This is a genomic window from Azohydromonas lata, assembly GCF_034427735.1.
Lineage (GTDB): Bacteria > Pseudomonadota > Gammaproteobacteria > Burkholderiales > Burkholderiaceae_C > Azohydromonas > Azohydromonas lata.
Map to the genome: position 1 here is coordinate 121,750 of NZ_JAXOJX010000005.1, position 25,295 is coordinate 147,044.

The following is a 25,295-nucleotide window of genomic DNA, read 5'->3' on the forward strand; positions in this document are numbered from 1 at the left end:
CATGAGCGTCCTGTTCCACCCGCTGCGCGTGCGCGCCATTGAGCCGGACACGGCCGAGGCCGTGGTCGTGAGCTTCGACGTGCCGGCCGAGCTGCGCGAGACCTTCGGCTTCACGCAGGGCCAGTACCTCACGCTGCGCAAGACCATAGACGGGCAGGACCTGCGCCGCTCCTACTCCATCTGTGCGGGCGTGGACGACGGCGAGCTGCGCGTGGGCGTGCGCAAGGTGCGCGGCGGCGTGTTTTCCAACTGGATCAACACGCATCTCCAGGTCGGCGACGAGATCAGCGTCATGGCGCCGCAAGGGCGATTCTTCGTGCCCATGGAGCCCGATGCGCGGCGCCACCACCTGGGCATTGCCGGGGGCAGCGGCATCACGCCCATCCTCTCCATCATGAAGACGGTGCTGGCGCGCGAGCCGCTCTCGCGCTTCACGCTGATCTACGGCAACCGCTCGCTGTTGTCCACCATGTTCAAGGAGGAGCTGGAGGACTTGAAGAACCGCTGGATGGCGCGGCTGGTACTGCACCACGTGTTCTCCGACGAGCCCACCGACTCGCCGCTGAACATGGGCCTCATGAACCGCGACAAGCTGGGCGAGTTCCTGCGCAGCGTGGTGCCGGCCGCCGGCGTGGACCAGGCCTACGTGTGCGGCCCCTTCCAGATGAACGACGAGGCCGAGGCCGCGCTGCTGGCCGCAGGCGTGGCGCAGGACCGCATCCACATCGAGCGCTTCGGCCTGGCGCAGCCCGCCGGCACGGTGCAGGCGGCCGACGCCGTGGTGCACCAGGCGCAGCCGGGCGATGCGCAGAGCGCGCGCATCGTCATCATCCGCGACGGCCTGCGGCGCGAGATCCAGTTCCACAAGCAACAGCCCAGCATCCTCGACGCGGCCTCGGCCTGCGGCATGGAGGTGCCTTTTTCCTGCACCTCGGGCGTGTGCGGCACCTGCCGCGCCAAGCTGGTCGAAGGCGAGGTGCGCATGGAGCGCAACTTCGCGCTGGACAAGAACGAGGTCGCCGCCGGTTTCGTGCTCACCTGCCAGGCGCACCCGCTCACCGAGCGCGTGGTCCTCTCGTTCGACGAAAGGTAAAGCGCATGGCCCGCGGACGCGCCGCCAACTACGACGACCAGCGCGAGATGATTCTCGAGCGCGCGGCGGCGCTGTTCGCCCGCCGCGGCTACTCGGCCACCACCATGAACCAGGTGGCCGAGGCCGCGGGCCTGTCCAAGGCCACGCTCTACCACTACTACCGCGACAAGTACGCGCTGCTGGTGCAGATCGCCGAGGGCCACGTCTCCCGCCTGGTGGCCATGACGGACGACGTGCTGGCGCGCGACGATTTGTCCGCCGAGGCCCGCGTGCGCGAGCTGATCGCGCGCATCCTGCGCGAGTACGCCCATGCGCAGCACGCGCACCGCGTGCTCACCGACGACGTGCGCTTCCTGCAAGCGCAGGACTGCGACCGCATCCTCAACCTGCAGCGTCACGTCACCGCCGGTTTTGCCCGCGCCATCGCGGCCTGGCGCCCCGAGCAGCAAGAAGCCGGCCTCGTGAAGCCCGTCACCATGCTGCTGTTCGGTATGGTCAACTGGATGTTCACCTGGCTCAAGCCGGATGGGGCGCTGTCCTACGAGGACATGGCCGGCATCGTGGCCGACATGATGGTGGGCGGCGTGCCGGCGGTGCGCCGCAGCGCGGCGCCCGCGGCCGATGCCCCCAGTGGCACCGGCGCGACCCCTGCAATCCACAAGACCCTCAATGGCGACACAACGGTCCCGCGACGGCGCAACGCGCCGGCGGTGGCCACATCCACCGAAGGAGACAAGGCATGAAGACGACTTTCAAGCTCGCGGCCGCTGCCGCAGCGTTGCTGGCCGCGGCGCAGGCGATGGCCGACATCAACGTCGGCGTGACGCTCTCGGCCACCGGGCCGGCCGCGTCGCTGGGCATTCCGGAGAAGAACACGGTGTCCCTCATGCCCAAGACCATCGCGGGGCAGAAGGTCAACTACATCGTGCTGGACGACGCCAGCGACACCACCTCGGCCGTCTCCAACGCGCGCAAGCTCGTGAGCGAGAACAAGGTGGACGTGATCCTGGGCTCCACCACCACGCCCAACTCGCTGGCCATGATCGACGTGGCCGCCGAGTCGCAGACGCCCATGATCTCCATGGCGGCCTCGGCGCGCATCGTCGAGCCCATGGATGCCAAGCGCAAGTGGGTGTTCAAGACGCCGCAGAACGACATCATGATGTCCCTGGCCATCGTCGAGCACATGGCCGCCAGCGGGGTGCAGACCGTGGGCTTCATCGGCTTCAACGACGCCTACGGCGAGGGCTGGTACCAGGAGTTTGCCAAGGCCGCGGCGATCAAGAAGCTCAAGATCGTGGCCAACGAGCGTTACGCGCGCACCGACACGTCCGTCACCGGGCAGGCGCTCAAGATCATGTCGGCCAAGCCCGACGCCGTGCTGGTGGCCGGGTCCGGCACCCCCGCGGCGCTGCCGCAAAAGACGCTCAAGGAGCGTGGCTTCGCCGGCAAGTTCTACCAGACGCACGGCGTGGCCAATGCCGACTTCCTGCGCGTGGGCGGCAAGGACGTGGAGGGCACCTTCCTGCCCGCCGGCCCGGTGCTGGTGGCCGAGCAGTTGCCCGCCTCGCACCCGGTCAAGAAGAGCGCGCTGGCTTATGTGGGCGCCTACGAGGCGGCCAACGGCAAGGGCACGGTGTCCACCTTCGGCGCGCATGCCTGGGACGCCGGGCTGCTCATGAGCAGCGCCGTGCCTGTGGCGTTGAAGAAGGCGCAGCCCGGCACGCCGGAGTTCCGCGCCGCGCTGCGCGACGCGCTGGAAGCCACCAGCGAGCTGCCCGGCGCCCATGGCATCTTCAGCATGACGGCCAACGACCACCTGGGCCTGGATCAGCGCGCGCGCGTGATGGTCAAGATCGAAGGTGGTGCCTGGAAGTACCAGGGCAGCGCGCAGCCCTGATTGCCTCCTTCGCGGGGACGGCGCGGCGACCGTGCCGCCTGTCCTGCGCAGGGCTTACGGCCTGTTGCCGTTGGTTATGATCGACCGGATGTTCACCCGGCTGCGGCCGGACGGTGGGCAGTCTTTTGCAGTCCCGCTGCCGCCCAAAGTGGCCGGCGCGGCGCGCTGCTCTCCTGCACCGCGCTTCATCCCGGCATCGACATACCACGGCAAGCCGCGCGGCGGCCTTGCGCCGGCGCAAGGCGAGCGCGGGCCTTTTCCCCTTGAAGGAGTGAGTCTCATGAACAAGCGCTTCCGGCTCGCGGCCGTTGCGGCCGCGCTGCTGGCCGCCACGCTGGCGCAGGCCGACATCAACGTCGGCGTGAGCGTTTCCGCCACCGGCCCCGCCGCCTCGCTGGGCATCCCGGAGAAGAACACCATAGGCCTGCTGCCCAAGACCATCGCGGGCCAGAAGGTCAACTACTTCGTGCTGGACGATGCGACCGACACCACGGCCGCCGTTTCCAACGCGCGCAAGCTGGTGAGCGAGCACAAGGTGGACATCCTGCTGGGCTCCACCACCACGCCCAACACGCTGGCGATGACGGACGTTGCGGCCGAAACCCAGACGCCGCTGATCTCCATGGCTGCCAGCGCCCGCATCATCGAGCCCATGGACGCCAAGCGCCGCTGGGTGTTCAAGACGCCGCAGAACGACATCGCCATGTCGCTGGCCATTGCCGAGCACATGGCCGCCAACGGCGTGCAGACCGTGGGCTTCATCGGCTTCAACGACGCCTACGGCGAGGGCTGGTACCAGGAGTTTGCCAAGGCCGCGGCGATCAAGAAGCTCAAGATCGTGGCCAACGAGCGCTATGCGCGCCCGGACACCTCCGTGACCGGCCAGGTGCTCAAGCTCATGTCGGCCCGCCCCGACGCCGTGCTGGTGGCCGGCGCCGGCACGCCGGCCGCCCTGCCGCAAAAGACGCTCAAGGAGCGCGGCTACGCGGGCAAGTTCTACCAGACGCACGGCGTGGCCAATGCCGACTTCCTGCGCGTGGGCGGCAAGGACGTGGAAGGCACCTTCTTGCCCGCCGGCCCGGTGCTGGTGGCCGAGCAACTGCCCGCCGCGCACCCGGTGAAGAAGAGCGCGCTGGCCTATGTCGCCGCCTACGAGGGTGCCAATGGCAAGGGCAGCGTCTCCACCTTCGGCGCGCACGCCTGGGATGCCGGCCTGCTGATGGCCAATGCCGTGCCCGCGGCGCTGAAGAAGGCGCAGCCCGGCACGCCGGAGTTCCGTGCCGCGCTGCGCGACGCGCTGGAAGCCACCAGGGAACTGCCCGGCGCCCACGGCATCTTCAGCATGACGCCCAATGACCACCTCGGCCTGGACCAGCGCGCGCGCGTGATGGTCAAGATCGAGGGCGGGGCGTGGAAGTACCAGCCCTGACGACAAGGGGCGGCGCACGCCTGCTCCAGGCCTGACAAGGCGCTACACCCAGCCCAAGAAAGCCGAAGTACATGGACCTTCAAATCGCCCTTTTGCTGGGCCAGGACGGCATCGTCAACGGCGCCGTCTACGGACTGATGGCGCTGGCGCTGGTGCTGGTGTTCTCGGTCACGCGCGTGATCTTCATTCCGCAGGGTGAGTTCGTCGCCTTCGCGGCGCTGTCCATGGCCATGATGCAAGCGGGCCGCACGCCGGCCAGCCTGTGGCTGCTGCTGGCGCTGGCTGCCGTCGTCCTGGCCGTGGAGGCCTGGCGCGCGCAGCGCGGCGCCACGGTGGACTGGAAGTCCACGCTGCTGTGGTGCGTGGGCTGCCCGGCCGGCGCCGGGGCGCTGGTGGCGATGCGGCCGGAAGGCCAGGCGCTGCAGGCCCTGGCCACGCTGCTGCTGATCACGCCCCTGGGCCCGCTGCTCTACCGCCTGGCCTACCGGCCGCTGGCGCGCGCCACGGTGCTGGTGCTGCTCATCGTCTCGGTGGCGCTGCACGGCGTGATGGTCGGACTGGGACTGCTGTTCTTCGGCGCGGAGGGGTCGCGCACCACGGCCTTCTCCGAGCTGCGCATGGACGTCGGCGGCCTCTCCATCACCGGCCAGTCGCTGGTGGTGGTGGGCACGGCGCTGGCGCTGGTGGTGGCGATGTTCGTGTTCTTCGAGCGCTCCATCGTGGGCAAGGCGCTGCGTGCCACGGCCATGAACCGCGTGGGCGCACGGCTCATGGGCATTCCCACCGAGCTGTCGGGCGACCTGTGCTTCGCCCTGGCCGGCCTCATCGGCGCCGTGGCCGGGCTGCTGGTGGCGCCCATCACCACGGTCTACTACGACACGGGCTTTCTCATCGGTTTGAAAGGCTTCGTCGCCGCCATCGTGGGCGGCCTGGCCAGCTACCCGCTGGCGCTGGCCGGCGCGCTGCTGGTGGGGCAACTCGAAGCCTTCGCCTCCTTCTGGTCCAGCGCCTTCAAGGAGGTGCTGGTGTTCACGCTGATCATCCCGGTGCTGTGGTGGCGCAGCCTGCGCAGCCACCATGTGGAGGACGAGGAGTGACCATGCCCCACACCACCGTCTCCAAGGTTTCCAAGGCCTGCGAGCCCGCGCCGGCCGGCGCGGCACAGCACACGGCCGGCGACACGCCCGTGCGCGGCTTCGTCAGCGCCCGCACGCTGGTGCTGGCCGCGGTGGCGCTGCTGCTGGCGGCCTGGGGCTTCCTGCCGGACTTCAGCGTCACGCTGCTCAACTACATCGGCCTGTACGCGCTGGTGGCGCTTGGGCTGGTGATGCTCACCGGCGTGGGCGGCATGACCAGCTTCGGCCAGGCCGCCTTCGTCGGCATCGGTGCCTACGCCACGGCCTGGGCCTGCACCTCGCCGGACGCGGCCGCGCTCTTGGGCAGCCTGCCCCCGGCGCTGCTGCCCTGGGCCGGGCTGCTGCTGGGCCTGGCCATCACCTTCGCGGTGGCCTGGTTCCTGGGCGCCATCACGCTGAAGCTCTCCGGCCACTACCTCCCGTTGTGCACCATCGCCTGGGGCCTGAGCCTGTACTTCCTGTTCGGCAACCTGGAGCTGTTGGGGGGGCACACCGGCATCACCGGCGTGCCGCCGCTGGTGGTGGCCGGCTTTTCGCTCGCCTCGCCGCGGGTGCTGGGCCTGCTGATCTGGGCCGTGCTGCTGCTGGCGCTGTGGGCGCTGCACAACCTGCTGGACTCGCGCGAGGGCCGCGCCATACGCGCGCTCAAGGGCGGGCGCGTCATGGCCGAGTCCATGGGCGTGGACACGGGGCGCCAGCGTATCAAGCTGTTCGTCCTGGCCGCGCTGCTGGCCGCCGTTTCCGGCTGGCTGTATGCGCACCTGCAGCGCTTCGTGAACCCCACGCCGTTCAGCCTGCACATCGGCATCGAATACCTGTTCATGGCCGTGGTGGGCGGTGCCGGCCACCTGTGGGGCGCGGTGCTGGGCGCGGCGCTGATCACGCTGCTCAAGGAGCAACTGCAGGACTGGCTGCCGCGCCTGTTGGGCAGCAGCGGCAATTTCGAGGTCATCGTCTTCGGCCTGCTCATGCTGTTCGTGTTGCAGCGCTTTGCCGATGGCCTGTGGCCGCAGCTCTCGGCCCGCGCAAGGCGCTGGATACGGCCCACGGTCGCCCGGCTGCCGGCCGCCGCGCCCTTGCCCGAGCGCTCGCTGCCCGCGCGCGGCACGGTGGTGCTGCAGGCCCATCAGGTCACCAAGCGCTTTGGCGGCCTGATCGCCAACAACGCCGTGGACCTGACGGTGCGCGCCGGCGAGATCCTGGCGCTCATAGGGCCTAACGGCGCAGGCAAGAGCACCTTCTTCAACATGATCTCCGGCGTGGACGACCCCACCGCCGGCGAAGTGCGCCTCATGGGCCAGGCCATGACCGGCAAGCCGTCGCGCGAGTTCGCGGCGCTGGGCCTCTCGCGCAGTTTCCAGCACGTGCGCCTGCTTGGGCAGCGCACGGTGCTGGAGAACGTGGCCGTGGGCGCGCACCGCCGGGCCCAGCGCGGCTGGCTGGCTTCCATGCTGAGGCAGGACCGCGCCGAGGAAGCCGCCGTGCTGGCCGAGGCACGGCGCCAGATGGAGCGCTGCGGCCTGGCCGCGCATGCCGGCACCCCCGCCGCCTCGCTGGCCCTGGGCCAGCAGCGCATCGTGGAGATTGCCCGCGCGCTGGCCAGCCAGCCGGCCGTGCTGCTGCTGGACGAGCCCGCGGCCGGCCTGCGCCACCTGGAGAAGCAGGCGCTGGCGAAGTTGCTGGATCAACTGCGCTCGCAAGGGCTGGGCATCCTGGTCGTGGAGCACGACATGGAGTTCGTGATGAACCTGGCCGACCGCATCACCGTGCTCGAGTTCGGCACCGTCATCGCCGAGGGCACGCCGGCCGAGGTGCAGGGCAACCAGCGCGTGCTGGATGCCTACCTGGGCGGTGCCGACGACTTGGGAGCTGCTGCATGAGCACGGACAAGACGACGCTGCTGGAGCTGCGCGAGTTCTGCGTCTCCTACGGCGAGGTGGAGGCGGTGCACCGCGTCCAGCTCACGGTGCGGGAGGGGGAGATCGTCACCGTCATCGGCCCCAACGGCGCAGGCAAGACCACGCTGCTGTCCGCGGCCATGGGGCTGCTGCCCTCGCGCGGCGAGCTGCTGCTCGACGGCGAGCGCATCGCGCGGCCCTCCGTGGAAAAGATGGTGGCGCACGGCGTGGCGCTGGTGCCTGAAAAGCGCGAGCTGTTCGGCGAGATGTCGGTGGGCGACAACCTGCTGCTGGGCGGCTTCAGCCGCTGGCGCCGCGGCCAGCGCGACCAGAAGGCGCGCATGCAGGAGGTGTTCGAGCTGTTCCCGCGCCTGCACGAGCGCCGTGCGCAGATGGCGGGCACCCTCTCCGGCGGCGAGCGCCAGATGCTGGCCATAGGCCGCGCCCTCATGGCGCGGCCGCGGCTGCTGATGCTGGACGAGCCCTCGCTGGGGCTGGCGCCGCTGATCGTGCGCGAGGTGCTGCGCATCGTGGCCTCGCTGCGCGAGTTGGGCGTGTCCGTGCTGCTGGTGGAGCAGAACGCGCGCGCGGCGCTGCAGGTGGCCGACCGTGCCTACGTGCTGGAGATGGGGGCCGTGGCGCTCACGGGCGAGGCCCGTGAGCTGCTCAACGACCGCCGCATCATCGACACCTACCTGGGCCTGGGCACGAAGAAGGCGGCTTGAATCAACGTCCGGCTCCAGAACGGCCGGCGTTTCTTGTTGGAAGCCCGGTGTCCGCGCTGAGGAAAAGCTCCGCTGCCGGCGGTGACAAATGTCACGCTCGGCCGGGTACAAAACGGCGCCGCGCCCTGGTCTAAAGCTCCGATGTGCGTTTGCTCTCACCCCCCTAGCATGTGTTCCATGGGCAGTCGATGAACGATGCCAAGCGCCTCCGGGAAGAGAGGCGCCAAGCTGAAGCAGCTGCCACGAGACAACAGCATGTCGGGGGAAGGGAGCAGCAGGGAGGAATAGGTTCTGGGCACGTCCACGGGACGTGCCCGGAACCACCAGTTTGGTGACCCAGGGGATGCGCGCAGCAGGGCGCTCGCGCTTGCACGGCCGGTACCGCAAGGTACCGGCCGTTTTGTTTGTGCGCCCAACCGTGGGAAATGCTGCATCGCGGGCCGGCCCGCCCGGTGCGGATGCGTGCCCAGGGGACAACCCTCCTGAGCGCTGGTGACAAAGCACCCGGCCAGCGCACGCACGGGCTCCGATGTTTGCCGCACGGGCATTTCCTACCCTGAGGGCTGGGACATCCCCGCGCGCACGCCGGTGCGCACGGACCACGGGCCACAGTGCCCGCCAACCAGGGAAAGGCCGGCATGAAAAAGATCTGGGCCATGGCCGCGGCGATGCTGCTGGCATTGGGAGGCTGCGGAGGCGGCGATGACGCGGCAACGGCTGCCGACACCGGTGCGGCCACCGAGCACGCCAGCGCCGTGGGCTGCCAGGCCACCATGGCCAACCCGTTCGCGTGCGCTCCGAAGATGAGCGTGGCGCTGGTGAATCCGGCCGGGGTGGCCGTCACCCGCGTCACGCACAAGGACCCGGGCACGCTGCGCGTGACGGTGCGCGACGGCAACGGCGTGGGCCTGCGGGGCGTCGTGGTGAACCTGCAGAGCTCGGACGGCAGCGTGCAGGCCTCGGCGGCCTCCACCGACGCCACCGGCCTGGCGCGGCTGGCGCTGCCCGCGGGCAGCCGCGCCGGCGCCTTCACGGCCCGCGTCACGGCCACGGTGCAAGGCTCCTCGCTGGCAGGCGCGGTGGCGTATGAAGTCCTGTTCCCCAAGCTCAACCTGGCGCTGCTGGACGCCGGCGGGCGTGCCATCACGCAGGTCTCGCCCGACACCGCCGGCACCCTGGCGGCCACGCTGAAGTATCCGGACGGCACGCCGCTGGCCAACAGCCTGGTCACCTTCGGCACGTCCGACAGCGTGGCACTGCAGCCGGCCACGCGCACGGCGCTCACCGATGCCGCTGGCGTCGCCCGCATCGGCCTGCCTGCCGGCACGCGCAGCGGCGGCTTCATGGCCAATGCGGCAGTGTCGGTCAACGGCATAGCGCTCACGGCGGCGATGAACTACGGCGTCACCTTCCCGGTGCTGGCCTTCGCCACCCCGGCCGTCTCGCCCACGCGGCTGTCGGCCGGCGGCACCGCCACGCTCAGCTTCACCGTCACCAACAACGGCAAGCCCTATGCGCGGCCGCTGCCGGTGACTTTCACCTCGCGCTGCGCGGGCCTGCAAAAGGCCAGCATCACCCAACAGGCCACCACGCGCGCAGGGCTGGCCGCCGCCACCTACACCGACCGCGGCTGCGCCTCGACGGACACCATCACCGCCTCCGTCACGTTGGGCGACCGGACCGCCACCCGCAGCGTGGCGCTGGACGTGCTGCCCACGACCGTGGGCTCCATCGGCTTCGTGTCGGCCAGTGCCACCAGCATCGCGCTGGCGGGCACGGGTGGCGCGCAGCGGCAGGAATGGTCCAGCCTGCGCTTTCGCGTGCAGGATGCCCGCGGCAACCCGGTGGCCAACGTGCCCGTGGCCTTCGCCTTTGCCGACAACAACGCCGCCACCACCGTCGGCGGGCTCAAGCTGCAGCCCGCCAGCGGCAGCACCGACGCCAGCGGCTACGTGAGCACCACGGTGTCCGCCGGCACCATCCCGACCTCGGTGCGCGTCAAGGCCAGCGTGGGCAGCATCACCACGCTCTCCAGCCTGCTGGTCGTGTCCTCCGGCGTGCCGGACCAGCAGCATTTTTCGTTGTCCACCTCCACGTTCAATTGCGAAGGCCGCGACTACGACCAGGAGTGCTCCACGGTGACGGCCTCCCTGGCCGACCACTTCGGCAACCCCGTGCCTGACGGCACGGTGGTGAACTTCAGCGCCGAAGGCGGCGTCATCGACGCGTTCTGCCTCACCGGCCGGCCGTCCGCGGCCGCCGCCGTGCGTCCAGGCTCCTGCAGCGTCAAGCTGTACTCGGCCCAGCCCAAGCCCGCCAACGGCCGCGTGACGGTGCTGGCCTACGCCCTGGGCGAGGAGGACTTCTTCGACCGCAACGGCAACAACCGCTGCGATGCCTGCGACACGGCAAGCGTCGGCGCCTCCACCGAGTTCACGCCCAGCCAGGACAAGAGCCCCGACATCTGGCGCGACGACAACGAGGACCTGCGCTGGACCGCGGGCGAGCCCTGCATCGGCCCCAACCGCAACGGTCTGTGCAGCACGCCGGGCGACCGCCGCTACAACGGTGTGCTGCGCAGCCCCAGCCCGGCCGCATCGGCGCAGACGCTGTACGTGTCGCGGCAGATCGTCCACTTCTTCTCCGGCAGCCGCGCCTATATCGCCGGACCGCTGGACCCCGTGACGGGAGCCACCTTCGCGCCGCGCTGCGCGGCCGACGAGGTGGTGGACCTGGCCTTCACGGTGCAGGACGTCAACCGCAACCCCGTGCCGGCGGGCACCAAGATAGAACTGAGCACGCTGTTTGGCGCCAAGCGCGGCGAGGTCTTTCCCGACAGCCTCACCGTGGAGAACTACCCGGTGGGCCTGGGCTCCGCCGTGAGCCGCGATGCCACCACCTACACCGCCACGGTGGTCTGCGCCGCCGCGCAGTTGGGCCGCGTCTACGTGAAGGTGACCACGCCCAACAACGTCACGACCATGGGGACGCTCTACATCAACCGCTGACCACGGCTCTCAGGGGACGCAGGCCAACACCTGCGTTTGCACGGCCGGCGCCGCAAGGGGCCGGCCGTTCTTTTTCTTGAGCCGCCGCCGCGCCCGTTCGCCACGCACCCGGGACAAAACACCCGTGCACCCCTGTCAATCCCTCCTATCGGAGGCGGCATGCCGTCTGCCCAGAATGGCTTCCATGGACGCCCGGTGCGTCGCCCGCCTTGCCGCACCGCGGCCGGGCCGGCGCCGCCGGGGCGGTCAGTGGCTTGTCTCCGGGACGACCCAGGGGGTCCCTTGGCGGCCGGCACCTCGCGGTGCCGGCCGCATTTCTATGCGGCACGCGCCGCTCGGGGGCGGGCGATGACGACACTGAATGATTGCGACATGCCGAGCAACTGCCGCGGCGGTTCATGCGGCAGCGGCGCTAGAGCCCAGCGCCATAGGCACTTGGCATAGGTTTTGAAAGCCAAGACGTTCAACGTGCGAATGCCGCGCGCGGGGGCGAGACCGTAGATGCAATGGACGGGGAATTGCCCGGGAAATGCGCGCCGGTTGCGGTCGGGTGCGTACACGTCCCTTGCACCGCGCCAGCGAGCGCTGCGGGCGCGCACGAAAAAAAGGCGGGCCGCCAGGGCCCGCCAACTTGCGGCAAGGAAAGAACGCGTCAGAACACGTCAGAGCGCGTTGGTGCACGACGCGAAGGTCGTGGGGCAGGTCGTGGTCAAGCCGCCGGCCGCGTCCTTCGGGAAGGTGGACGACTTGAACATGTTCAGCACGTTGGTGTACGGGTACAGCGGGGCGGTCAGGTTCTTGGCCCAGAAGATGTAGTTGGCGTGCAGCCTGTTCTTGGCAAAGCCGTAGAGGTCCGTCACCGCCGGGGGCGCGTAGGGGCCGCCTTGATACGTGGTGAAGTAGTTTTCGGCCTGCACCGAGGGGCCCAGGGCGACCTTGCCCGCGGCCGTGTCGTACAGCGGGTAGGCGGAAAGCTCCAGCTCGCTGTCGTTGAGGAAGGTGTCCGGCCCGCCCAAGGAGACGCCGTTGTTCAGCGCGCTGTTGACCAGCCCGGGCATGTTGATGCGCGGGAAGTTGAAGAACTGCATCACCACCGTGTTGGGGAAGGCGCGCCGCGCGGCGGCGTCCATCAGCGCCAGGTTGTTGAAGAAGTCGGTCTTCTGCGTGCTGGTCAGCGGCACCACGGCCTGGCCCAGCGCGGTTTCGTTGAAGCCTATGCCTTCGAAGGTGTTGTTGCCGTTGTAGCGCTGGCCCAGCGCCGTCACGAGGGCAATCATGCGGTCGCGCACGGCCGGCACGTACATCGCGATGTTCTCGCCCGTGGTCGCTTCGGTGCCCAGGGTGTCCTTGGCATCGATCTGTATGCGGTACACGCCGCCGCCGTACTCGTCGGTGTGCATGTAGTCGGGCAGCGCCCGCCCGCCGGCACTGAACACCTTGGTGCCCACCATGATGAAGAGCTTCTTGCCCACGGCTTGCGCCATGGCCAGCTCCTTGTCGATCTCGCTGAAGTCGTAGCCGTCCTTGGTCGGCTCCAGGTCGCGCCACATGTAGCGCGTCTGCACGCCGCGCACGTTGGACAGCGAGGAGATTTCCTTGAACGTGCGCTGCACCAGGTCGTCCGCGGCACCGGCACCCAACTGGACGTAGTGGCCGGGGTGCCACTTCACGCGGGTGTCGCCAGGCGTCAGCGCCTGGGCCGTGTCCAGACCCGCGGCCGACACCGTGGCCGGCATGGACGAAGACTGCGAAGACACCGTGCCGTCACCGCCGCCGCAGGCTGCAAGCAGCACCAGAGCCGATGCCAGGGACCCGGCCAGCGCCGGGCGCATATTCAGACGGATTTCCATGATACTTATTCCAGCTTTATTTCAGGGCAGCCCCCCTCAGGGCCGGTACCGGAATACACAAAAGGCCGCGACCTTTGCGTCGCAAGTGCCTGGCGGCACATTCATGTAATTCCGCACTCGCTGTCATTTCTGTTTTGAGCGCGATTTCTTAATCAGTACGCCTTTTATTTCGACGGCTGGAAAACCTTCATAAGTTACGTGTTTGTTAGATGCAGTGTGTTTAGTAACTATTGGTTTTGTAACGATCACGCCATCCCTGGCGCCAGCCTTCTGCTGTATTCAGCGCACGCGCGCGAGGGCCGTGCCGGCTTGCGCACGGCACCGGCCAGCCCTGGGGCACGCTGGGCCGGCCTCTTCAAAAAACCGTTTCCCAGAAGGGAAATTCTGGACATTGGTCTGCCGCTGTAACGGCTGTAGCGTGCGAGCGTCGCGGCCGGCACGCTCCAGTCGAGCCACGCAGCTTCCCGGTCGGGAAGTTGAAAGCTTGTGCTGCATCAAAGGCGGTACGGATACATTCGCGCCGCAAACCATTCGTCGAACACCGGGTCGGTTTGTAACCTGGCACTGTGTTTGATGTAGATCAGAAAAACCCGGTTGCACGGTTGGCGCGATGGCCTTGTAAATACTGAAAACCGGTTTTAAAGCTTCGCGGCAAGGGAGCAACGAAAAGGTTTGTCGATGACAGGCCGGCAAAATATCCCGGTCGGTATGTTCAATGGGCCAGGCGTGCCGGAACACCGTTCGCACTGCCGCGATCGCCGGCCACGGCTGCCGGCTTGACCCGAATCGCCACCATCGCCTAGCATTGCAAATGCGAATCGTTCGCAATAAAGTGCTCACCAACGAGCCTTTGGCGAACAAGGAGAGCCGATTTGGAACAAGACCGACCCGAGCGCAGCAGCGGCTGCGAGCCGCGGCCGCTGGCGCAGTCCGCCGTCGGACAGGTGCTGGTGTGCGAGCACTGCCGCCAGATGCACCTGCAGGTTGGGCCGCTGACGCTGCGGCTCACGGACGAGGCGTTTGCAGACCTGGCCGCGCTGCTGCAGTCGGCCCAGCGGGCACGGCAGGCCGGCGTGCAGGCCTGTGTGGAAGGTGACGCTGCCGCCGCGGCGGCCGTCTGGCATTGAGGAGGCCTTGGCATGTGCGCTGAAGAACGCCCGGGCCTGCCCTGCAAGCACGCGCAGGCCGCCAACGCGGTGGTGTTCGGCCGTGGCTCGCGCCGCCGCCGCCTGTGGGACCTGGCGCCCACCGCCTACTGCCCGGTGATTGGCGTGTGCGTGCCGCTGCCGCTGCTGCGCCGCGTGGCGGAAAAGGCCGTGGGCGGGACCCTGCCCACGGACGACTACGAGCTGCACTGCGCCGCCATCACCGAGTCCAAGGCCCGCACGCCGCTGGCCGAGCGGCTGCAGCGCGAGCTCGACGAGCGTTTCGCCCTGGCCCTGGGCGCCGCGGCGCGCTGCAAGAGCACCGAGGCGCTGGCGCAGTGGTGGCAGGCGCAGTTGCGCTTGGGCGAGGCCGTGCCCGCCGCCTTTTGGTCCACGCTTACGCACGGTCGCTGCGACGCCGTGCTGGAGGAGCGCGTGCTGCGCGACGTGCACATGCTGCAGCACCAGGTGGGCGCGGCCGAGCGCGTGGACCGCGCGCGCTTTGCCGAGCTGGCGCGCGAGCACGGCGTGCTGGTGCGCGAGCTGGCCGCGGCGCAGCAGCGCAGCACGCAGGCGCTGGCGCAGCGCGCGGCCGTCATCGAGCAGCAGGCCGCGGAGTTGGTGCGGCTGCGCGCGGCGCTGATCACGCGCGACACCGAGCTGCAGGCGCTGCGCGCCGAAGTCGACGAGCTGCGCTTGGGGCTGCCGGACCTGCCCACGCGCCGCGCCCAAGCCGAGCAGCTCACGCGGCAGCGCGCACGCATAGAGGCGCTGGAGCGGCGCCTGGCGCAGGCAGCGGCGACGGTGGCTCGTCCGGCCGAACCCGCCGTGCCGCAGCCCGCAGCCGCCGCCTGCGACGAGCGCGTCACGCCGCTGCCCGTGCCGCCGCGGCTGGACGACAAGGCCGTGCTGTGCGTGGGCGGCCGCTCGGCCAGCGTGCCGGTGTACCGGCAGCTCGTGGAGCGCAGCGGCGGGCAGTTCCTGCACCACGACGGCGGCGAGGAGGAGAGCGCGGCGCGGCTGGAGTCCAGCCTCGCGGCGGCGGACCTGGTGATCTGCCAGGCCGGCTGCATCAGCCACGGCGCCTACTGGCGCGTGAAGGACCACTGCAAGCGCACCGGCAAGCAGTGCGTGTTCGTGGACAAGCCCAGCGCCGCCGGGCTGCTGCGCGGCCTGCGCGAGGCGGCGCAGCGGCTGTCGCCACAGGATGAGCCAGCCGAAGCGGTTGCCGGCGCAACCGCTGGCGGCGCTGGAGCGGACTGAAGCCGGCCCGCCACGCCCGCCTGCCTAGCACTTTGCGCCGCGCCCTTGCCGCCCGCATCTGGGCGTGGGCGCGGGGCCTTCAGTCCAACTCCCCGCTGGCAAAGTGACTGCCCGCCGCGGGCGGCCGCCTCGATGGCCGCCCAGGGCGTCATCACAGTTCACGAGGAGTTGGAACATGACGACGTGTAAGCCCCTGTGCATGCCTTTGCGCCTGTTGCCGCGCGCGGTGCTGCTGGCCTGTGTCGCTCTCGGCGCGGTGCACGCCCATGCGGGCGGGCCGGTGTCCCTGGGCGAGCTGCCGCGGCTGGCGGCGTGGAAGCAGCAGGGCGTGGTGGCCGTGGCCAACCCCTATGGCGCCGAGGCCGGCGCGCAGGTGCTGGAAAAGGGCGGCAACGCCATAGACGCGGCCGTGGCCATCGCCTATGCGCTCAACGTCGTGGAGCCGCAATCCGCAGGCATGGGCGGCGGCGGCTTCATGATGATCCACCACGCCGCCTCGGGGCAGACCTTCTACATCGACAGCCGCGAGAAGGCCCCTGCCGGCGCCACGGCCGACATGTTCGTGGGCGTGCCCAATCCCTCGCTGCAGGGCGTGGCCGTGGGCGTGCCGGGCATGGTGGCGGGCACGGCGCTGGCGCTGCAGCGCTGGGGCAGCATGCCGCTGGGCCGCGTGCTGCAGCCCGCCATCAAGCTCGCCGCCAAGGGTTTTGAAGCGACACCGCGCTACGCCGACCCGGCCGTGGCCTGCAACCCGCGGGCGCTGAATTCGCCGGAGACGGCCGCCTTCTTCTGCCCCGGCGGCCAGCCGCCGGCCGTGGGCTCCTTGGTCCGCAACGAGGCCCTGGCCGGCACGCTGCGCCTCATCGCCGCCCATGGCCCCGACTGCTTCTACCGCTACATGCCCGCCAAGGGCTGCGACATCGCCAGGGGCATCGTGGAGGGGCAGCAGTTCAACCGCCCGCAGGCCGCCGGCGGCAAGGGCGGCAGCATGACCTACGCGGACCTGACCGCCTACAGCCCCGCGCTGCGCCAGCCCGTGCAGGGCACCTACCGCGGCTACGTCATCAAGGCCATGTCGCCGCCGTCCTCAGGCGGGCTGACCATGCTGCAGGTGCTCAAGATGCTGGAGCGCTTCCCCTTGGGCGACACGGCCCAGGGCTACGGCTTCGGCGCGCTCAAGACCGCCAACGTCATGGCCGACGCGCTGCGCACCGCCTTCGCCGACCGCGCCGTGTGGATGGGGGACGCCGACTTCGTCTCCGTGCCGGGCCGCGGCCTGCTCAACGGCACCTACGTGGGCCTGCGCGGCGCGCCCATCGTCCCGGGCCAGCTCCTGCCCACGCCCACCTTCGGCGACCCGCGCCCCTACGAGACCGCCCAAGCCCAGCCCAACCTCCACCTGGCCGTGGCCGAGCCCGTCAACGGCCCCGGCGAGACCACGACGCACTTTGCCGTGATGGACCGGCAGGGCAACATGGTCTCCTACACCAACACCATCGAGTCCTCGCATGGCATTGGCGTGTTCGCGGGCTACAAGCGCGCCGACGGCAGCTTCCGCAACCATGGTTTCCTGCTCAACAACGAGCTGACCGACTTCAACCTCGCGCCCACCACCAACCCCGTCACTGGCGAGGGCGGCTACAACGACGTGCAGCCCGGCAAGCGCCCGCGCAGCAGCATGACGCCCACCATGATCTTCACGGCCGACGGCAAGCCGCTGCTGGCCTACGGCTCGCCGGGGGGCTCCACCATCATCAGCTCGGTGCTCAACGTCACGCTCAATCTCATAGACCACAAGATGCCGCTGCAGCAGGCCATTGACGCCCGGCGGCTGGCCGTCACCGGCGCGGGCCCCTCCATCAGCACGGAGCTGGGCATGCCGCAGGCGACGATAGACGGCCTCAAGGCCCTGGGCTACACGGTCAGCCTCACCGACATCGGCGCGGTGCAGGCCGTGGGCGTGGACCCGTCCACCGGCCGCTACTACGGCGGCGCCGACGCGCGGCGCGAGGGCACCGTCATCACGCTGCCGCGCAGCAAGCCGCTGCTGGCCTGGCTGGGCGACCTGCTGGCGCCCTGAGCGCGGCAAACGCCTCCTCCCGCCGCGCGGCGGGAGGGCGGCCGGCGCGGCGGCTCAAATGCCGCGCCGCTGCGCCTCCAGGAAGGCAAACAGCTTCTCGTCGCTGCAAAAAGTCACGTTGAAGCGCAGCCAGGGGCTGGGTGCGAGCTCCGGCATGAAGAGGTGGCCCGGGCCCAGCATGATCCCTTCCGCCGCCGCGCGGTTGGACAGCTCCCCGCTGTCGCTGATGTCCGGGTGCCGCGCCCACAGGTACAGGCCGCAGCCGGGCTCGGCGAACAGCTCGAAGCCGATGTCCGTGAGCCGCTGCGCCACGCGCTGCTGCGCCACCGCCAGCCGCTCGCGCAGGCTCTTGAGGTGCTTGCGCCAGCGCGAGTCGGTCAGCGCCCCGTACACCAGCCGCTCGTTCAGTTCCGAGGACGTGAGCCCCGACACCATCTTGAGCTGACCCAGGTCCTCGATCAGGTCCGGGTTGGCCGCCAGCCAGCCCACGCGCAGGTTGGGCGAGATGGTCTTGGAGAAGCTGCCGATGTGCACCACGCGCTGGAGCTGGTCCAGGCTGGCCAGCGAGGCGCGCGGCTCCGGGTCCAGCTCGGCGTAGATGTCGTTTTCCACCAGCGTGATGTCGTGCGCCTCGGCCAGTTGCAGCAGTCGGTGCAGTTGCGCCAGCGGCGCGATGGAGCCCGTCGGGCTTTGCAGCCGCGGCTGCGTGAAGAACACGCGCGGGCGGTGCTCCTGGATGAGCGACTGCAGGGTGGCCAGGTCCCAGCCCGTGGGCGTGCGCGGCACGCCGATGAGGCGCGCGCCCTGCAGCCGCAGCATGAACATCAGGTTGGAGTAGCCCGGCTCGTCCACCAGCACCGCGTCGCCCGCGCGCACCAGGCGCCGCGCGGCCAGGTCCAGCGCCTGGCTGGAGCCCTGCGTGAGCAGCAGTTGCTCCGGCGGCACCGTGATCTCCTGCTCCGCCAGTTGGGTGCACAGCAGCCGGCGCAGCTCGGTGTAGCCCTTGGGATGGCCGTAGCCCGTGATGTCTATGGGCTCGGTGGCGAGCTGGCGCAGCGCGCGGCGCATGCCGTCCTCGAACAGCCAGTCCCCGGGCAGCCAGCCGCAGCCGGGCTTCATGCGCAGGTCGCGGTGCTCGAAGATCTTGCGCATGTACCACATGCCGTCGAAGCCGGAGCCCGGCCGCTCCGCGGCGCCGTCCTGGGCCTGCGGCAGGCGCTGGCGCACGAAAAAGCCCTGGTGCGGGCGCGAAACCAGCCAGCCTTGTGCCACCAAACGGTCATACGCTTCCACGACCGTGAACACGCTCACCTCGTGAGCCGCGGCGAACTGGCGCACCGACGACACCTTGGTGCCCGGGCGCAGCGCACGCGACTCGATCAGCCGCCGGTAGCCCTCGACGATCTGGGTGACCAAGGGGACGGAGGAGCGGGGCTGGAGGTCGAGCATGGCAAGGTGAACCGGTCAAACGGACTGCGCTGTATCGGCCCGGCGGCCAGTACAGCGCCGCAAGGGCTGTACATGGTAGAGGCCCCGCATGGCTCCTAGAGTGGGCGACCTTGCAACGTCGCCCCGAAATCCGCCATGTCTGACGCCATTGCCGCCTCCGCTTCCACCAATGCCGCGCTGATGGCCCGCCGTGCCACGGCCGTGCCCCGTGGCGTGGGCCAGGCGCACCACGTCTTCATCGACCGCGCCGAGAACGCCGAGATCTGGGACGTGGAGGGCCGCCGCTACATCGACTTCGCCGGCGGCATCGCCGTGCTCAACACCGGCCACCGCAACCCCGACGTCATCGCCGCCGTGCAGGCCCAGCTGGAGCGCTACACCCACACCTGCTTCCAGGTCGTGGCCTACGAGCCCTACGTGGCGCTGGCCGAGAAGCTCAACGCCATGGCCCCCGGCGACTTCGCCAAGAAGACGCTGCTGCTGTCCACCGGCGCCGAGGCCGTGGAAAACGCCGTCAAGATCGCCCGCGCCTACACCAAGCGCTCGGCCGTCATCGCCTTCGGCAGCGGCTACCACGGCCGCACCATGTTCACGCTGGGCCTCACCGGCAAGGTCGCGCCGTACAAGACCGGCTTCGGCCCCTTCCCCGGTGAAATCTTCCACGCCCGCTTCCCCAACGAGCGCGCCGGCGTGACGGTGGACGACGCCATCGCCTCCATCGAAGCCCTGTTCAAGAACGACGTGGAAGCCGACCGCGTGGCGGCCATCATCATCGAGCCCGTGCAAGGCGAGGGCGGCTTCAACGTCGCGCCGCCGGAGCTGCTGCGCCGGCTGCGCGCGCTGTGCGACGCCAACGGCATCCTGCTCATCGCCGACGAGGTGCAGACCGGCGCGGGCCGCACCGGCACCTTCTTCGCCATCGAGCACGCCGGCGTGGCGCCGGACCTCGTCACCCTGGCCAAGTCGCTGGCCGGCGGCTTCCCGCTGTCCGCCGTGGTGGGCCGCGCCGAGGTGATGGACGCCCCCGGCCCCGGCGGCCTGGGCGGCACCTACGCGGGCTCGCCGCTGGGCTGCGCCGCGGCGCTGGCCGTGATCGAGACCTTCGAGCGCGACAAGCTGCTGCAGCGCAGCCGCGACGTGGGCGAGCTGCTCACGCAAGGGCTGCGCGACATGGCCTCGCGCCGCGCGCAGATCGCCGACGTGCGCGGCTTGGGCGCCATGGTCGCCGTGGAGCTGGTGGACGCGCAGGGCGCGCCGGACGCCGACCTCACCCGCCGCATCGTGGCCGAGGCCTGCCGCCGCGGGCTCATCCTGCTGTCCTGCGGCACCTACGGCAACGTGCTGCGCATCCTCGTGCCGCTCACGGCCTCCGACGAGCTGCTGCGCGAAGGCCTGAGCATCATCGACGCCAGCTTCGACGCCGTGGCCTGATACAACCGCGGGCATCCCATCCACCCCGAGGAGACAGAAGCCGTGCCCAACAAGCCCAACAAACCCGTCTTTGCCTGGGACGACGCCCTGCAGCTTGAGCAGCAGCTCAGCGCCGACGAGCGCGCCGTGCGCGACGCCGCCCACGACTACTGCCAGGGCCGCCTGGCGCCGCGCGTGCTGCAGGCCTTCCGCAACGAGCAGACCGACCCGGAGATCTTCCGGGAGATGGGCGAGCTGGGCCTGTTGGGCGCCACGCTGCCGGAGGCCTATGGTGGTTCCGGCCTCAACTATGTCTGCTACGGCCTCATCGCCCGCGAGGTCGAGCGCGTGGACTCGGGCTTTCGCTCCATGATGAGCGTGCAGTCCTCGCTGGTGATGCTGCCCATCTTCGAGTTCGGCACCGAGGCGCAGAAGCAAAAGTACCTGCCCAAGCTCGCGCGCGGCGAGTGGATAGGCTGCTTCGGCCTCACCGAGCCGGACCACGGCTCCGACCCCGGCAGCATGGCCACCCGCGCGCGCTGCGTGCCCGGCGGCTTCGAGCTCACGGGCTCCAAGACCTGGATCACCAACAGCCCCATCGCCGACGTGTTCGTCGTGTGGGCCAAGGACGACGAGGGCGCCATCCGCGGCTTCGTCCTGGAAAAGGGCATGGCCGGCCTGGAAACGCCGGCGCTGCACGGCAAGGTGGGCCTGCGCGCCTCCATCACCGGCCAGATCCTGATGGAGCGCGTGTTCGTTCCGCAGGAAAACGCCTTCCCTGAAGTGCGCGGCTTGAAGGGCCCCTTCACCTGCCTCAACAGCGCGCGCTACGGCATCGCCTGGGGCGCGCTGGGCGCGGCCGAAGACTGCTACGCCCGCGCCCGCCAGTACGTGCTGGACCGCCGCCAGTTCGGCCGCCCGCTGGCCGCCAACCAGCTCGTCCAGAAGAAGCTCGCCGACATGCTCACCGAGATTTCGCTGGGCCTGCAGGGGGTTTTGCGCCTGGGCCGCATGAAGGACGAGGGCACGCCCCCGGTCGAGCTGACCTCCATCATGAAGCGCAACAGCTGCGGCAAGGCGCTGGACATCGCCCGCGTGGCGCGCGACATGCTCGGCGGCAACGGCATCAGCGACGAGTACGGCATCGCCCGCCACCTCGTGAACCTGGAGGTGGTCAACACCTACGAGGGCACGCACGACGTGCACGCGCTCATCCTGGGCCGTGCCATCACCGGTCTGCAGGCCTTCTCCTGCTGACCGGCTGACGCTGCGCCCGGCCATGGCCCGCACCCCCGGAGTCCGCCCATGAGCCCGCTGGCCGGCATCCGCGTCCTGGACCTCTCCCGCGTGCTGGCCGGCCCCTGGGCGGGGCAGCTGCTGGCCGACTACGGCGCCGACGTCATCAAGGTCGAGCGCCCGGGCAGCGGCGACGACACGCGCGGCTGGGGCCCGCCCTGGTGGGGCGAGGCGGCCGAGCGCATGTCGGCCTACTACCTGTGCGCCAACCGCGGCAAGCGCTCCATCGCCGTGGACATCGCCAGCCCCGAGGGCGCGCAGCTCGTGCGCACGCTCGCGGCCGAGGCCGACGTGCTGCTGGAGAACTACAAGGTCGGCCAGCTCGCGCGCTACGGCCTGGATGCCGCTTCGCTGCGCGCGCTCAACCCGCGCCTGGTGTACTGCTCCATCACCGGCTACGGCCAGACGGGGCCGGAAGCCTCGCGCGCGGGCTACGACTTCGCCATACAGGCCGCCGGCGGCCTCATGAGCGTCACCGGCGAGGCCGAGGGCACGCCGAACACGCAGCCGCAAAAGGTCGGTGTGGCCGTGGTGGATCTGATGACGGGTGTGTACGCAACCACGGCGATCCTGGCCGCGCTGCAGGGGCGCGAGCGCACGGGGCAGGGCTGCCACATCGACACCGCGCTGCTGGACGTGCAGGTGGCCATGCTCGCCAACCAGGCCAGCAACCACCTCGTGGGCGGCGTGGTGCCCAGGCGCATGGGCAACGCGCACCCCAACATCGTTCCCTACCAGGTGTTCGCCACGGCCGACGGCCACATCGTCCTGGCCGTGGGCAACGACACCCAGTTCGCGAAACTCTGCGAGCTGGTGGGGCAAATCGAGACGTCGCGCGATGTCAGGTTCGCGACAAACGCCGCACGCGTGGCGCACCGTGCCGAAGTGGTCGGCATGGTGGCACAATGGATGGTTGCGCACTCAACAAGTGCATGGTGCGCACGATTGGATGCGGCAGGCGTGCCCTGCGCACCATTGAGAAGCATTGACCAGGTGTTCCAGTCCCAGCAGGTGCTGGCACGGGGAATGCTTATAAAAACAGGCTGCGGCGACGATGCCGCAGGCAGTGTGCCCCTGGTGGCCGCGCCCGTGCTGTTTGACGGCGAGCGCGCGGCGGCCCGGCGAGGCCCGCCCACGCTGGACCAGCATGGTTCGGCGCTGCGGCAGGCCATTGCCGAGCACGGGGGCTGGCCCGAGGCCACGGATGATGGAGACCCAACCAATGACCACTCTTGCCGCTGAACGGCCCGCTGGCGTTGCATCAGCAACGGCATCCCCGCGGTCTGCCGTCGTGCCCGCGGACGCGCAAGTAAGCTTTTGCGGTGTGCAAAAGAGCTACGACGGCCAATCGCTGGTGGTGCGGTCGCTGGACCTTCACATCCGCCGCGGCGAGTTCTTGACCCTCCTGGGCCCCTCGGGGTCGGGCAAGACCACCACGCTGATGATGCTCGCGGGCTTCGAGAGCCCCACGGCCGGCGAGATCCTGCTCGACGGCACGCCCATCACGCGCACCCCGCCGCACAAGCGCAACTTCGGCATGGTGTTCCAGAACTACGCGCTGTTCCCGCACATGACGGTGGGCGACAACGTGGGCTACCCGCTCACCGTGCGGCGTGTTCCTCGCGACGAGATCGCCCGCCGCGTGAAGCAGGCGCTGGCCATGGTGCAACTCAACGGCAAGGACGACCGCTACCCCGCCCAGCTCTCCGGCGGCCAGCAGCAGCGCGTGGCGCTGGCGCGCGCGCTGGTGTTCGACCCGCAGCTCGTGCTGATGGACGAGCCGCTGGGCGCGCTGGACAAGCAGTTGCGCGAGCACATGCAAATCGAGCTCAAGGCGCTGCACCAGCGCCTGGGCGTGACCTTCGTCTACGTGACGCACGACCAGGGCGAGGCGCTCACCATGAGCGACCGCGTGGCGGTGTTCAACGACGGCGAGATCCAGATGATCGACGCGGTGGAGCGCCTCTACGAGGAGCCTTCCAACCGTTTCGTGGCCGGCTTCATCGGCGACAGCACCGTGCTGCAGGGCACGGCCGGGGCGACGGACGCCCTGGGCCGCCGCGAGCTCATCCTGGCGGACGGCAAGCACCTGCTGGGCGTGGACGTCAACGGCGTGCCCGCCGGGCAGCCACTGACGGCCTCCATCCGGCCTGAGCGCATCGAGGCCTCGCCCGTGGCGCTGGCCGGCGGCGCCGACACGCCCAACGTGCTGCAGGCCACCGTGATCGACGTGCTGTACTTCGGCGACCACCTGCGCCTGCGCTGCGCCCTGCCGGGGCAGCCCGAGGCCACGGTGAAGCTGCCGCTTTCCGGCAACTGGCATCCGCAGCCGGGGCAAATGGTGTGGCTGCGCATGGCGCCGCAATACCTGCGGCTCTACGCCTGATCGCACCCGCGGCAGCCGCCGCGGACGCGGCTGCGCACGTAACGGTTTTACGGTTCCCGTCCCCTGTCCCCGTTCCCGTCCCCTGTGATCCCCCTGGAGGAGTCCTCGTCATGAAAATCAAGACCATGGCCGCCGCCGTGCTGGCCCTGTGCTCGCTGCCCGTGCTGGCGCAGCAGTCCCTGACCGTCGTGAACTTCGGCGGCGCCAACGGCGCGGCCCAGCGCAAGGCCTTCACCGAGCCCTTCGAGAAGAGCGCCGGCGTGAAGGTCGTGCCCGTGGAGTACAACGGCGAGCAGGCCAAGGTGAAGGCCATGGTCGAAGCCAAGAAGGTGACCTGGGACCTCGTGGAAGTGGAGAGCCCCGACGCCAACCGCGGCTGCGATGAAGGCCTGTTCGAGAAGATGGACTGGTCGCAGGTCGGCAGCAAGGCCGACTTCCAGCCCGCCGCCGTCACCGAGTGCGCCGTGGGCATCTTCGTGTGGTCCACCGTGCTGGCCTACGACGGCGACAAGCTCAAGGACGCGCCCAAGAGCTGGGCCGACTTTTGGGACGTCAAGAAGTTCCCCGGCAAGCGCGGCATGCGCAAGGGCGCCCGCTACAACCTGGAATTCGCCCTGCTGGCCGACGGCGTGGCCCCGGCCGACGTCTACAAGGTGCTGGGCACGCCCGCCGGTGCCGACCGCGCCTTCAAGAAGCTCACCGAGCTGCGCTCCAACATCCAGTGGTGGGAAGCCGGCGCGCAGCCGCCGCAGTTCCTGGTGGCCGGCGACGTGGTCATGAGCACCGCCTACAACGGCCGCATCGACGCCGCGCAGCGCGAAGGCAAGCCGCTGAAGATCACCTGGAACGGCGGCATCTATGACCTGGACTACTGGGTCATCCCCAAGGGCACGCCCAACAAGGCGTTGGCCATGAAGTACATCGCCTTCGCCTCCACGCCCGAGACCCAGGCCGAGTACGCCAAGAACATCTCCTACGGGCCGACTAACAACAAGGCTCTGTCCAAGCTGGACGCCAAGGTGCTGGCGCAACTGCCCACCTCGCCGGCCAACGCCAAGAACTCGCTGCAGTTCAACATCCACTTCTGGGCCGACCAGGGTGAGGTGCTGGAAAAGCGCTTCGCCTCCTGGGCCGCGCAGTGATTCCGCGGCCGTCCGCCGGCCGTCAACCGTTCCATCCCGCGCCCAACCTGTAGGCGCGGGCCAGGCTTGCCCAAGGGCCTTCTCC

The 25,295-nt window shown here is 69.7% G+C and carries 18 protein-coding genes; 16 read left to right on the forward strand and 2 right to left on the reverse strand.

The window, feature by feature from the left end; genetic code table 11:
* The first annotated feature begins 1 nt into the window (after position 1).
* The 8 genes from paaE to SM757_RS05690 all read left to right on the forward strand — a co-directional run bounded on the left by paaE (position 2) and on the right by SM757_RS05690 (position 11,189).
* Positions 2 to 1,093 carry a 1,2-phenylacetyl-CoA epoxidase subunit PaaE gene (gene paaE / locus SM757_RS05655; RefSeq protein WP_066343332.1) on the forward strand — a complete coding sequence of 364 codons (1,092 nt, stop codon included), beginning with the start codon at positions 2 to 4 and terminating at the stop codon, positions 1,091 to 1,093.
* A gap of 5 nt (positions 1,094 to 1,098) precedes the next feature.
* Complete coding sequence (locus SM757_RS05660) at positions 1,099 to 1,836, forward strand: TetR/AcrR family transcriptional regulator (RefSeq protein WP_322464716.1); 738 nt, start codon at positions 1,099 to 1,101, stop codon at positions 1,834 to 1,836.
* Complete coding sequence (locus SM757_RS05665) at positions 1,833 to 2,993, forward strand: ABC transporter substrate-binding protein (RefSeq protein WP_322464717.1); 1,161 nt, start codon at positions 1,833 to 1,835, stop codon at positions 2,991 to 2,993. Before SM757_RS05660 ends, SM757_RS05665 begins: the two co-directional genes overlap by 4 nt.
* 280 nt (positions 2,994 to 3,273) lie before the next feature.
* Positions 3,274 to 4,422 carry an ABC transporter substrate-binding protein gene (locus tag SM757_RS05670; protein ID WP_322464718.1) on the forward strand — a complete coding sequence of 383 codons (1,149 nt, stop codon included), beginning with the start codon at positions 3,274 to 3,276 and terminating at the stop codon, positions 4,420 to 4,422.
* A gap of 71 nt (positions 4,423 to 4,493) precedes the next feature.
* Positions 4,494 to 5,519 carry a branched-chain amino acid ABC transporter permease gene (locus tag SM757_RS05675; RefSeq protein ID WP_322464719.1) on the forward strand — a complete coding sequence of 342 codons (1,026 nt, stop codon included), beginning with the start codon at positions 4,494 to 4,496 and terminating at the stop codon, positions 5,517 to 5,519.
* Positions 5,520 to 5,521: 2 nt separating this feature from the next.
* Entirely contained in the window at positions 5,522 to 7,438 is a 1,917-nt protein-coding gene (locus SM757_RS05680) for a branched-chain amino acid ABC transporter ATP-binding protein/permease (RefSeq protein WP_322464720.1), read from the forward strand.
* Complete coding sequence (locus tag SM757_RS05685; RefSeq protein WP_066340717.1) at positions 7,435 to 8,181, forward strand: ABC transporter ATP-binding protein; 747 nt, start codon at positions 7,435 to 7,437, stop codon at positions 8,179 to 8,181. Before SM757_RS05680 ends, SM757_RS05685 begins: the two co-directional genes overlap by 4 nt.
* Positions 8,182 to 8,819: 638 nt before the next feature.
* A complete protein-coding gene (locus SM757_RS05690) occupies positions 8,820 to 11,189 on the forward strand; it encodes an Ig-like domain-containing protein (RefSeq protein ID WP_322464721.1) in 2,370 nt (789 codons plus the stop codon).
* Positions 11,190 to 11,851: 662 nt separating this feature from the next.
* On the opposite strand, the gene SM757_RS05695 is transcribed toward SM757_RS05690, so the two are convergent.
* Entirely contained in the window at positions 11,852 to 13,039 is a 1,188-nt protein-coding gene (locus tag SM757_RS05695; protein WP_322464722.1) for a hypothetical protein, read from the reverse strand.
* An 872-nt stretch (positions 13,040 to 13,911) separates the two neighbouring features.
* Here SM757_RS05695 and SM757_RS05700 point away from each other — a divergent pair.
* The 3 genes from SM757_RS05700 to ggt all read left to right on the forward strand — a co-directional run bounded on the left by SM757_RS05700 (position 13,912) and on the right by ggt (position 17,527).
* The gene (locus tag SM757_RS05700; protein ID WP_322464723.1) at positions 13,912 to 14,166 is read left to right on the forward strand and encodes a hypothetical protein; all 255 of its coding nucleotides are present in this window, start codon (positions 13,912 to 13,914) and stop codon (positions 14,164 to 14,166) included.
* Positions 14,167 to 14,178: 12 nt separating this feature from the next.
* The gene (locus tag SM757_RS05705; protein ID WP_322464724.1) at positions 14,179 to 15,447 is read left to right on the forward strand and encodes a DUF2325 domain-containing protein; all 1,269 of its coding nucleotides are present in this window, start codon (positions 14,179 to 14,181) and stop codon (positions 15,445 to 15,447) included.
* Between the two features lie 175 nt (positions 15,448 to 15,622).
* Complete coding sequence (gene ggt, locus SM757_RS05710) at positions 15,623 to 17,527, forward strand: gamma-glutamyltransferase (protein WP_322464725.1); 1,905 nt, start codon at positions 15,623 to 15,625, stop codon at positions 17,525 to 17,527.
* Between the two features lie 54 nt (positions 17,528 to 17,581).
* On the opposite strand, the gene SM757_RS05715 is transcribed toward ggt, so the two are convergent.
* Positions 17,582 to 18,976 carry an aminotransferase-like domain-containing protein gene (locus SM757_RS05715; RefSeq protein WP_322464726.1) on the reverse strand — a complete coding sequence of 465 codons (1,395 nt, stop codon included), beginning with the start codon at positions 18,974 to 18,976 and terminating at the stop codon, positions 17,582 to 17,584.
* Positions 18,977 to 19,111: 135 nt separating this feature from the next.
* Between SM757_RS05715 and gabT the strand changes: the two genes are divergently transcribed.
* The 5 genes from gabT (at position 19,112) to SM757_RS05740 (ending at position 25,210) form a co-directional block, all read left to right on the forward strand.
* Complete coding sequence (gene gabT / locus SM757_RS05720; protein ID WP_066340704.1) at positions 19,112 to 20,407, forward strand: 4-aminobutyrate--2-oxoglutarate transaminase; 1,296 nt, start codon at positions 19,112 to 19,114, stop codon at positions 20,405 to 20,407.
* A 42-nt stretch (positions 20,408 to 20,449) separates the two neighbouring features.
* On the forward strand, positions 20,450 to 21,643 hold the full coding sequence (locus tag SM757_RS05725; protein ID WP_322464727.1) for an acyl-CoA dehydrogenase: 1,194 nt from the start codon (positions 20,450 to 20,452) through the stop codon (positions 21,641 to 21,643).
* A 48-nt stretch (positions 21,644 to 21,691) separates the two neighbouring features.
* Positions 21,692 to 22,924: a CaiB/BaiF CoA transferase family protein gene (locus tag SM757_RS05730; protein ID WP_322464728.1), complete on the forward strand. Its 1,233-nt coding sequence runs from the start codon at positions 21,692 to 21,694 to the stop codon at positions 22,922 to 22,924.
* 49 nt (positions 22,925 to 22,973) lie between these two features.
* On the forward strand, positions 22,974 to 24,068 hold the full coding sequence (locus SM757_RS05735; protein WP_066340698.1) for an ABC transporter ATP-binding protein: 1,095 nt from the start codon (positions 22,974 to 22,976) through the stop codon (positions 24,066 to 24,068).
* 110 nt (positions 24,069 to 24,178) lie between these two features.
* Positions 24,179 to 25,210 carry an ABC transporter substrate-binding protein gene (locus SM757_RS05740; protein WP_066340697.1) on the forward strand — a complete coding sequence of 344 codons (1,032 nt, stop codon included), beginning with the start codon at positions 24,179 to 24,181 and terminating at the stop codon, positions 25,208 to 25,210.
* Positions 25,211 to 25,295: the final 85 nt, after the last annotated feature.

Bases quoted from the DNA above. Each gene is read 5' to 3' on its own strand.
- paaE (WP_066343332.1), top strand. From the start codon at position 2: ATGAGCGTCCTGTTCCACCCGCTGCGCGTGCGCGCCATTGAGCCGGAC.
- SM757_RS05660 (WP_322464716.1), top strand. From the start codon at position 1,099: ATGGCCCGCGGACGCGCCGCCAACTACGACGACCAGCGCGAGATGATT.
- SM757_RS05665 (WP_322464717.1), top strand. From the start codon at position 1,833: ATGAAGACGACTTTCAAGCTCGCGGCCGCTGCCGCAGCGTTGCTGGCC.
- SM757_RS05670 (WP_322464718.1), top strand. From the start codon at position 3,274: ATGAACAAGCGCTTCCGGCTCGCGGCCGTTGCGGCCGCGCTGCTGGCC.
- SM757_RS05675 (WP_322464719.1), top strand. From the start codon at position 4,494: ATGGACCTTCAAATCGCCCTTTTGCTGGGCCAGGACGGCATCGTCAAC.
- SM757_RS05680 (WP_322464720.1), top strand. From the start codon at position 5,522: ATGCCCCACACCACCGTCTCCAAGGTTTCCAAGGCCTGCGAGCCCGCG.
- SM757_RS05685 (WP_066340717.1), top strand. From the start codon at position 7,435: ATGAGCACGGACAAGACGACGCTGCTGGAGCTGCGCGAGTTCTGCGTC.
- SM757_RS05690 (WP_322464721.1), top strand. From the start codon at position 8,820: ATGAAAAAGATCTGGGCCATGGCCGCGGCGATGCTGCTGGCATTGGGA.
- SM757_RS05695 (WP_322464722.1), bottom strand. From the start codon at position 13,039: ATGGAAATCCGTCTGAATATGCGCCCGGCGCTGGCCGGGTCCCTGGCA.
- SM757_RS05705 (WP_322464724.1), top strand. From the start codon at position 14,179: ATGTGCGCTGAAGAACGCCCGGGCCTGCCCTGCAAGCACGCGCAGGCC.
- ggt (WP_322464725.1), top strand. From the start codon at position 15,623: ATGACGACGTGTAAGCCCCTGTGCATGCCTTTGCGCCTGTTGCCGCGC.
- SM757_RS05715 (WP_322464726.1), bottom strand. From the start codon at position 18,976: ATGCTCGACCTCCAGCCCCGCTCCTCCGTCCCCTTGGTCACCCAGATC.
- gabT (WP_066340704.1), top strand. From the start codon at position 19,112: ATGTCTGACGCCATTGCCGCCTCCGCTTCCACCAATGCCGCGCTGATG.
- SM757_RS05730 (WP_322464728.1), top strand. From the start codon at position 21,692: ATGAGCCCGCTGGCCGGCATCCGCGTCCTGGACCTCTCCCGCGTGCTG.
- SM757_RS05740 (WP_066340697.1), top strand. From the start codon at position 24,179: ATGAAAATCAAGACCATGGCCGCCGCCGTGCTGGCCCTGTGCTCGCTG.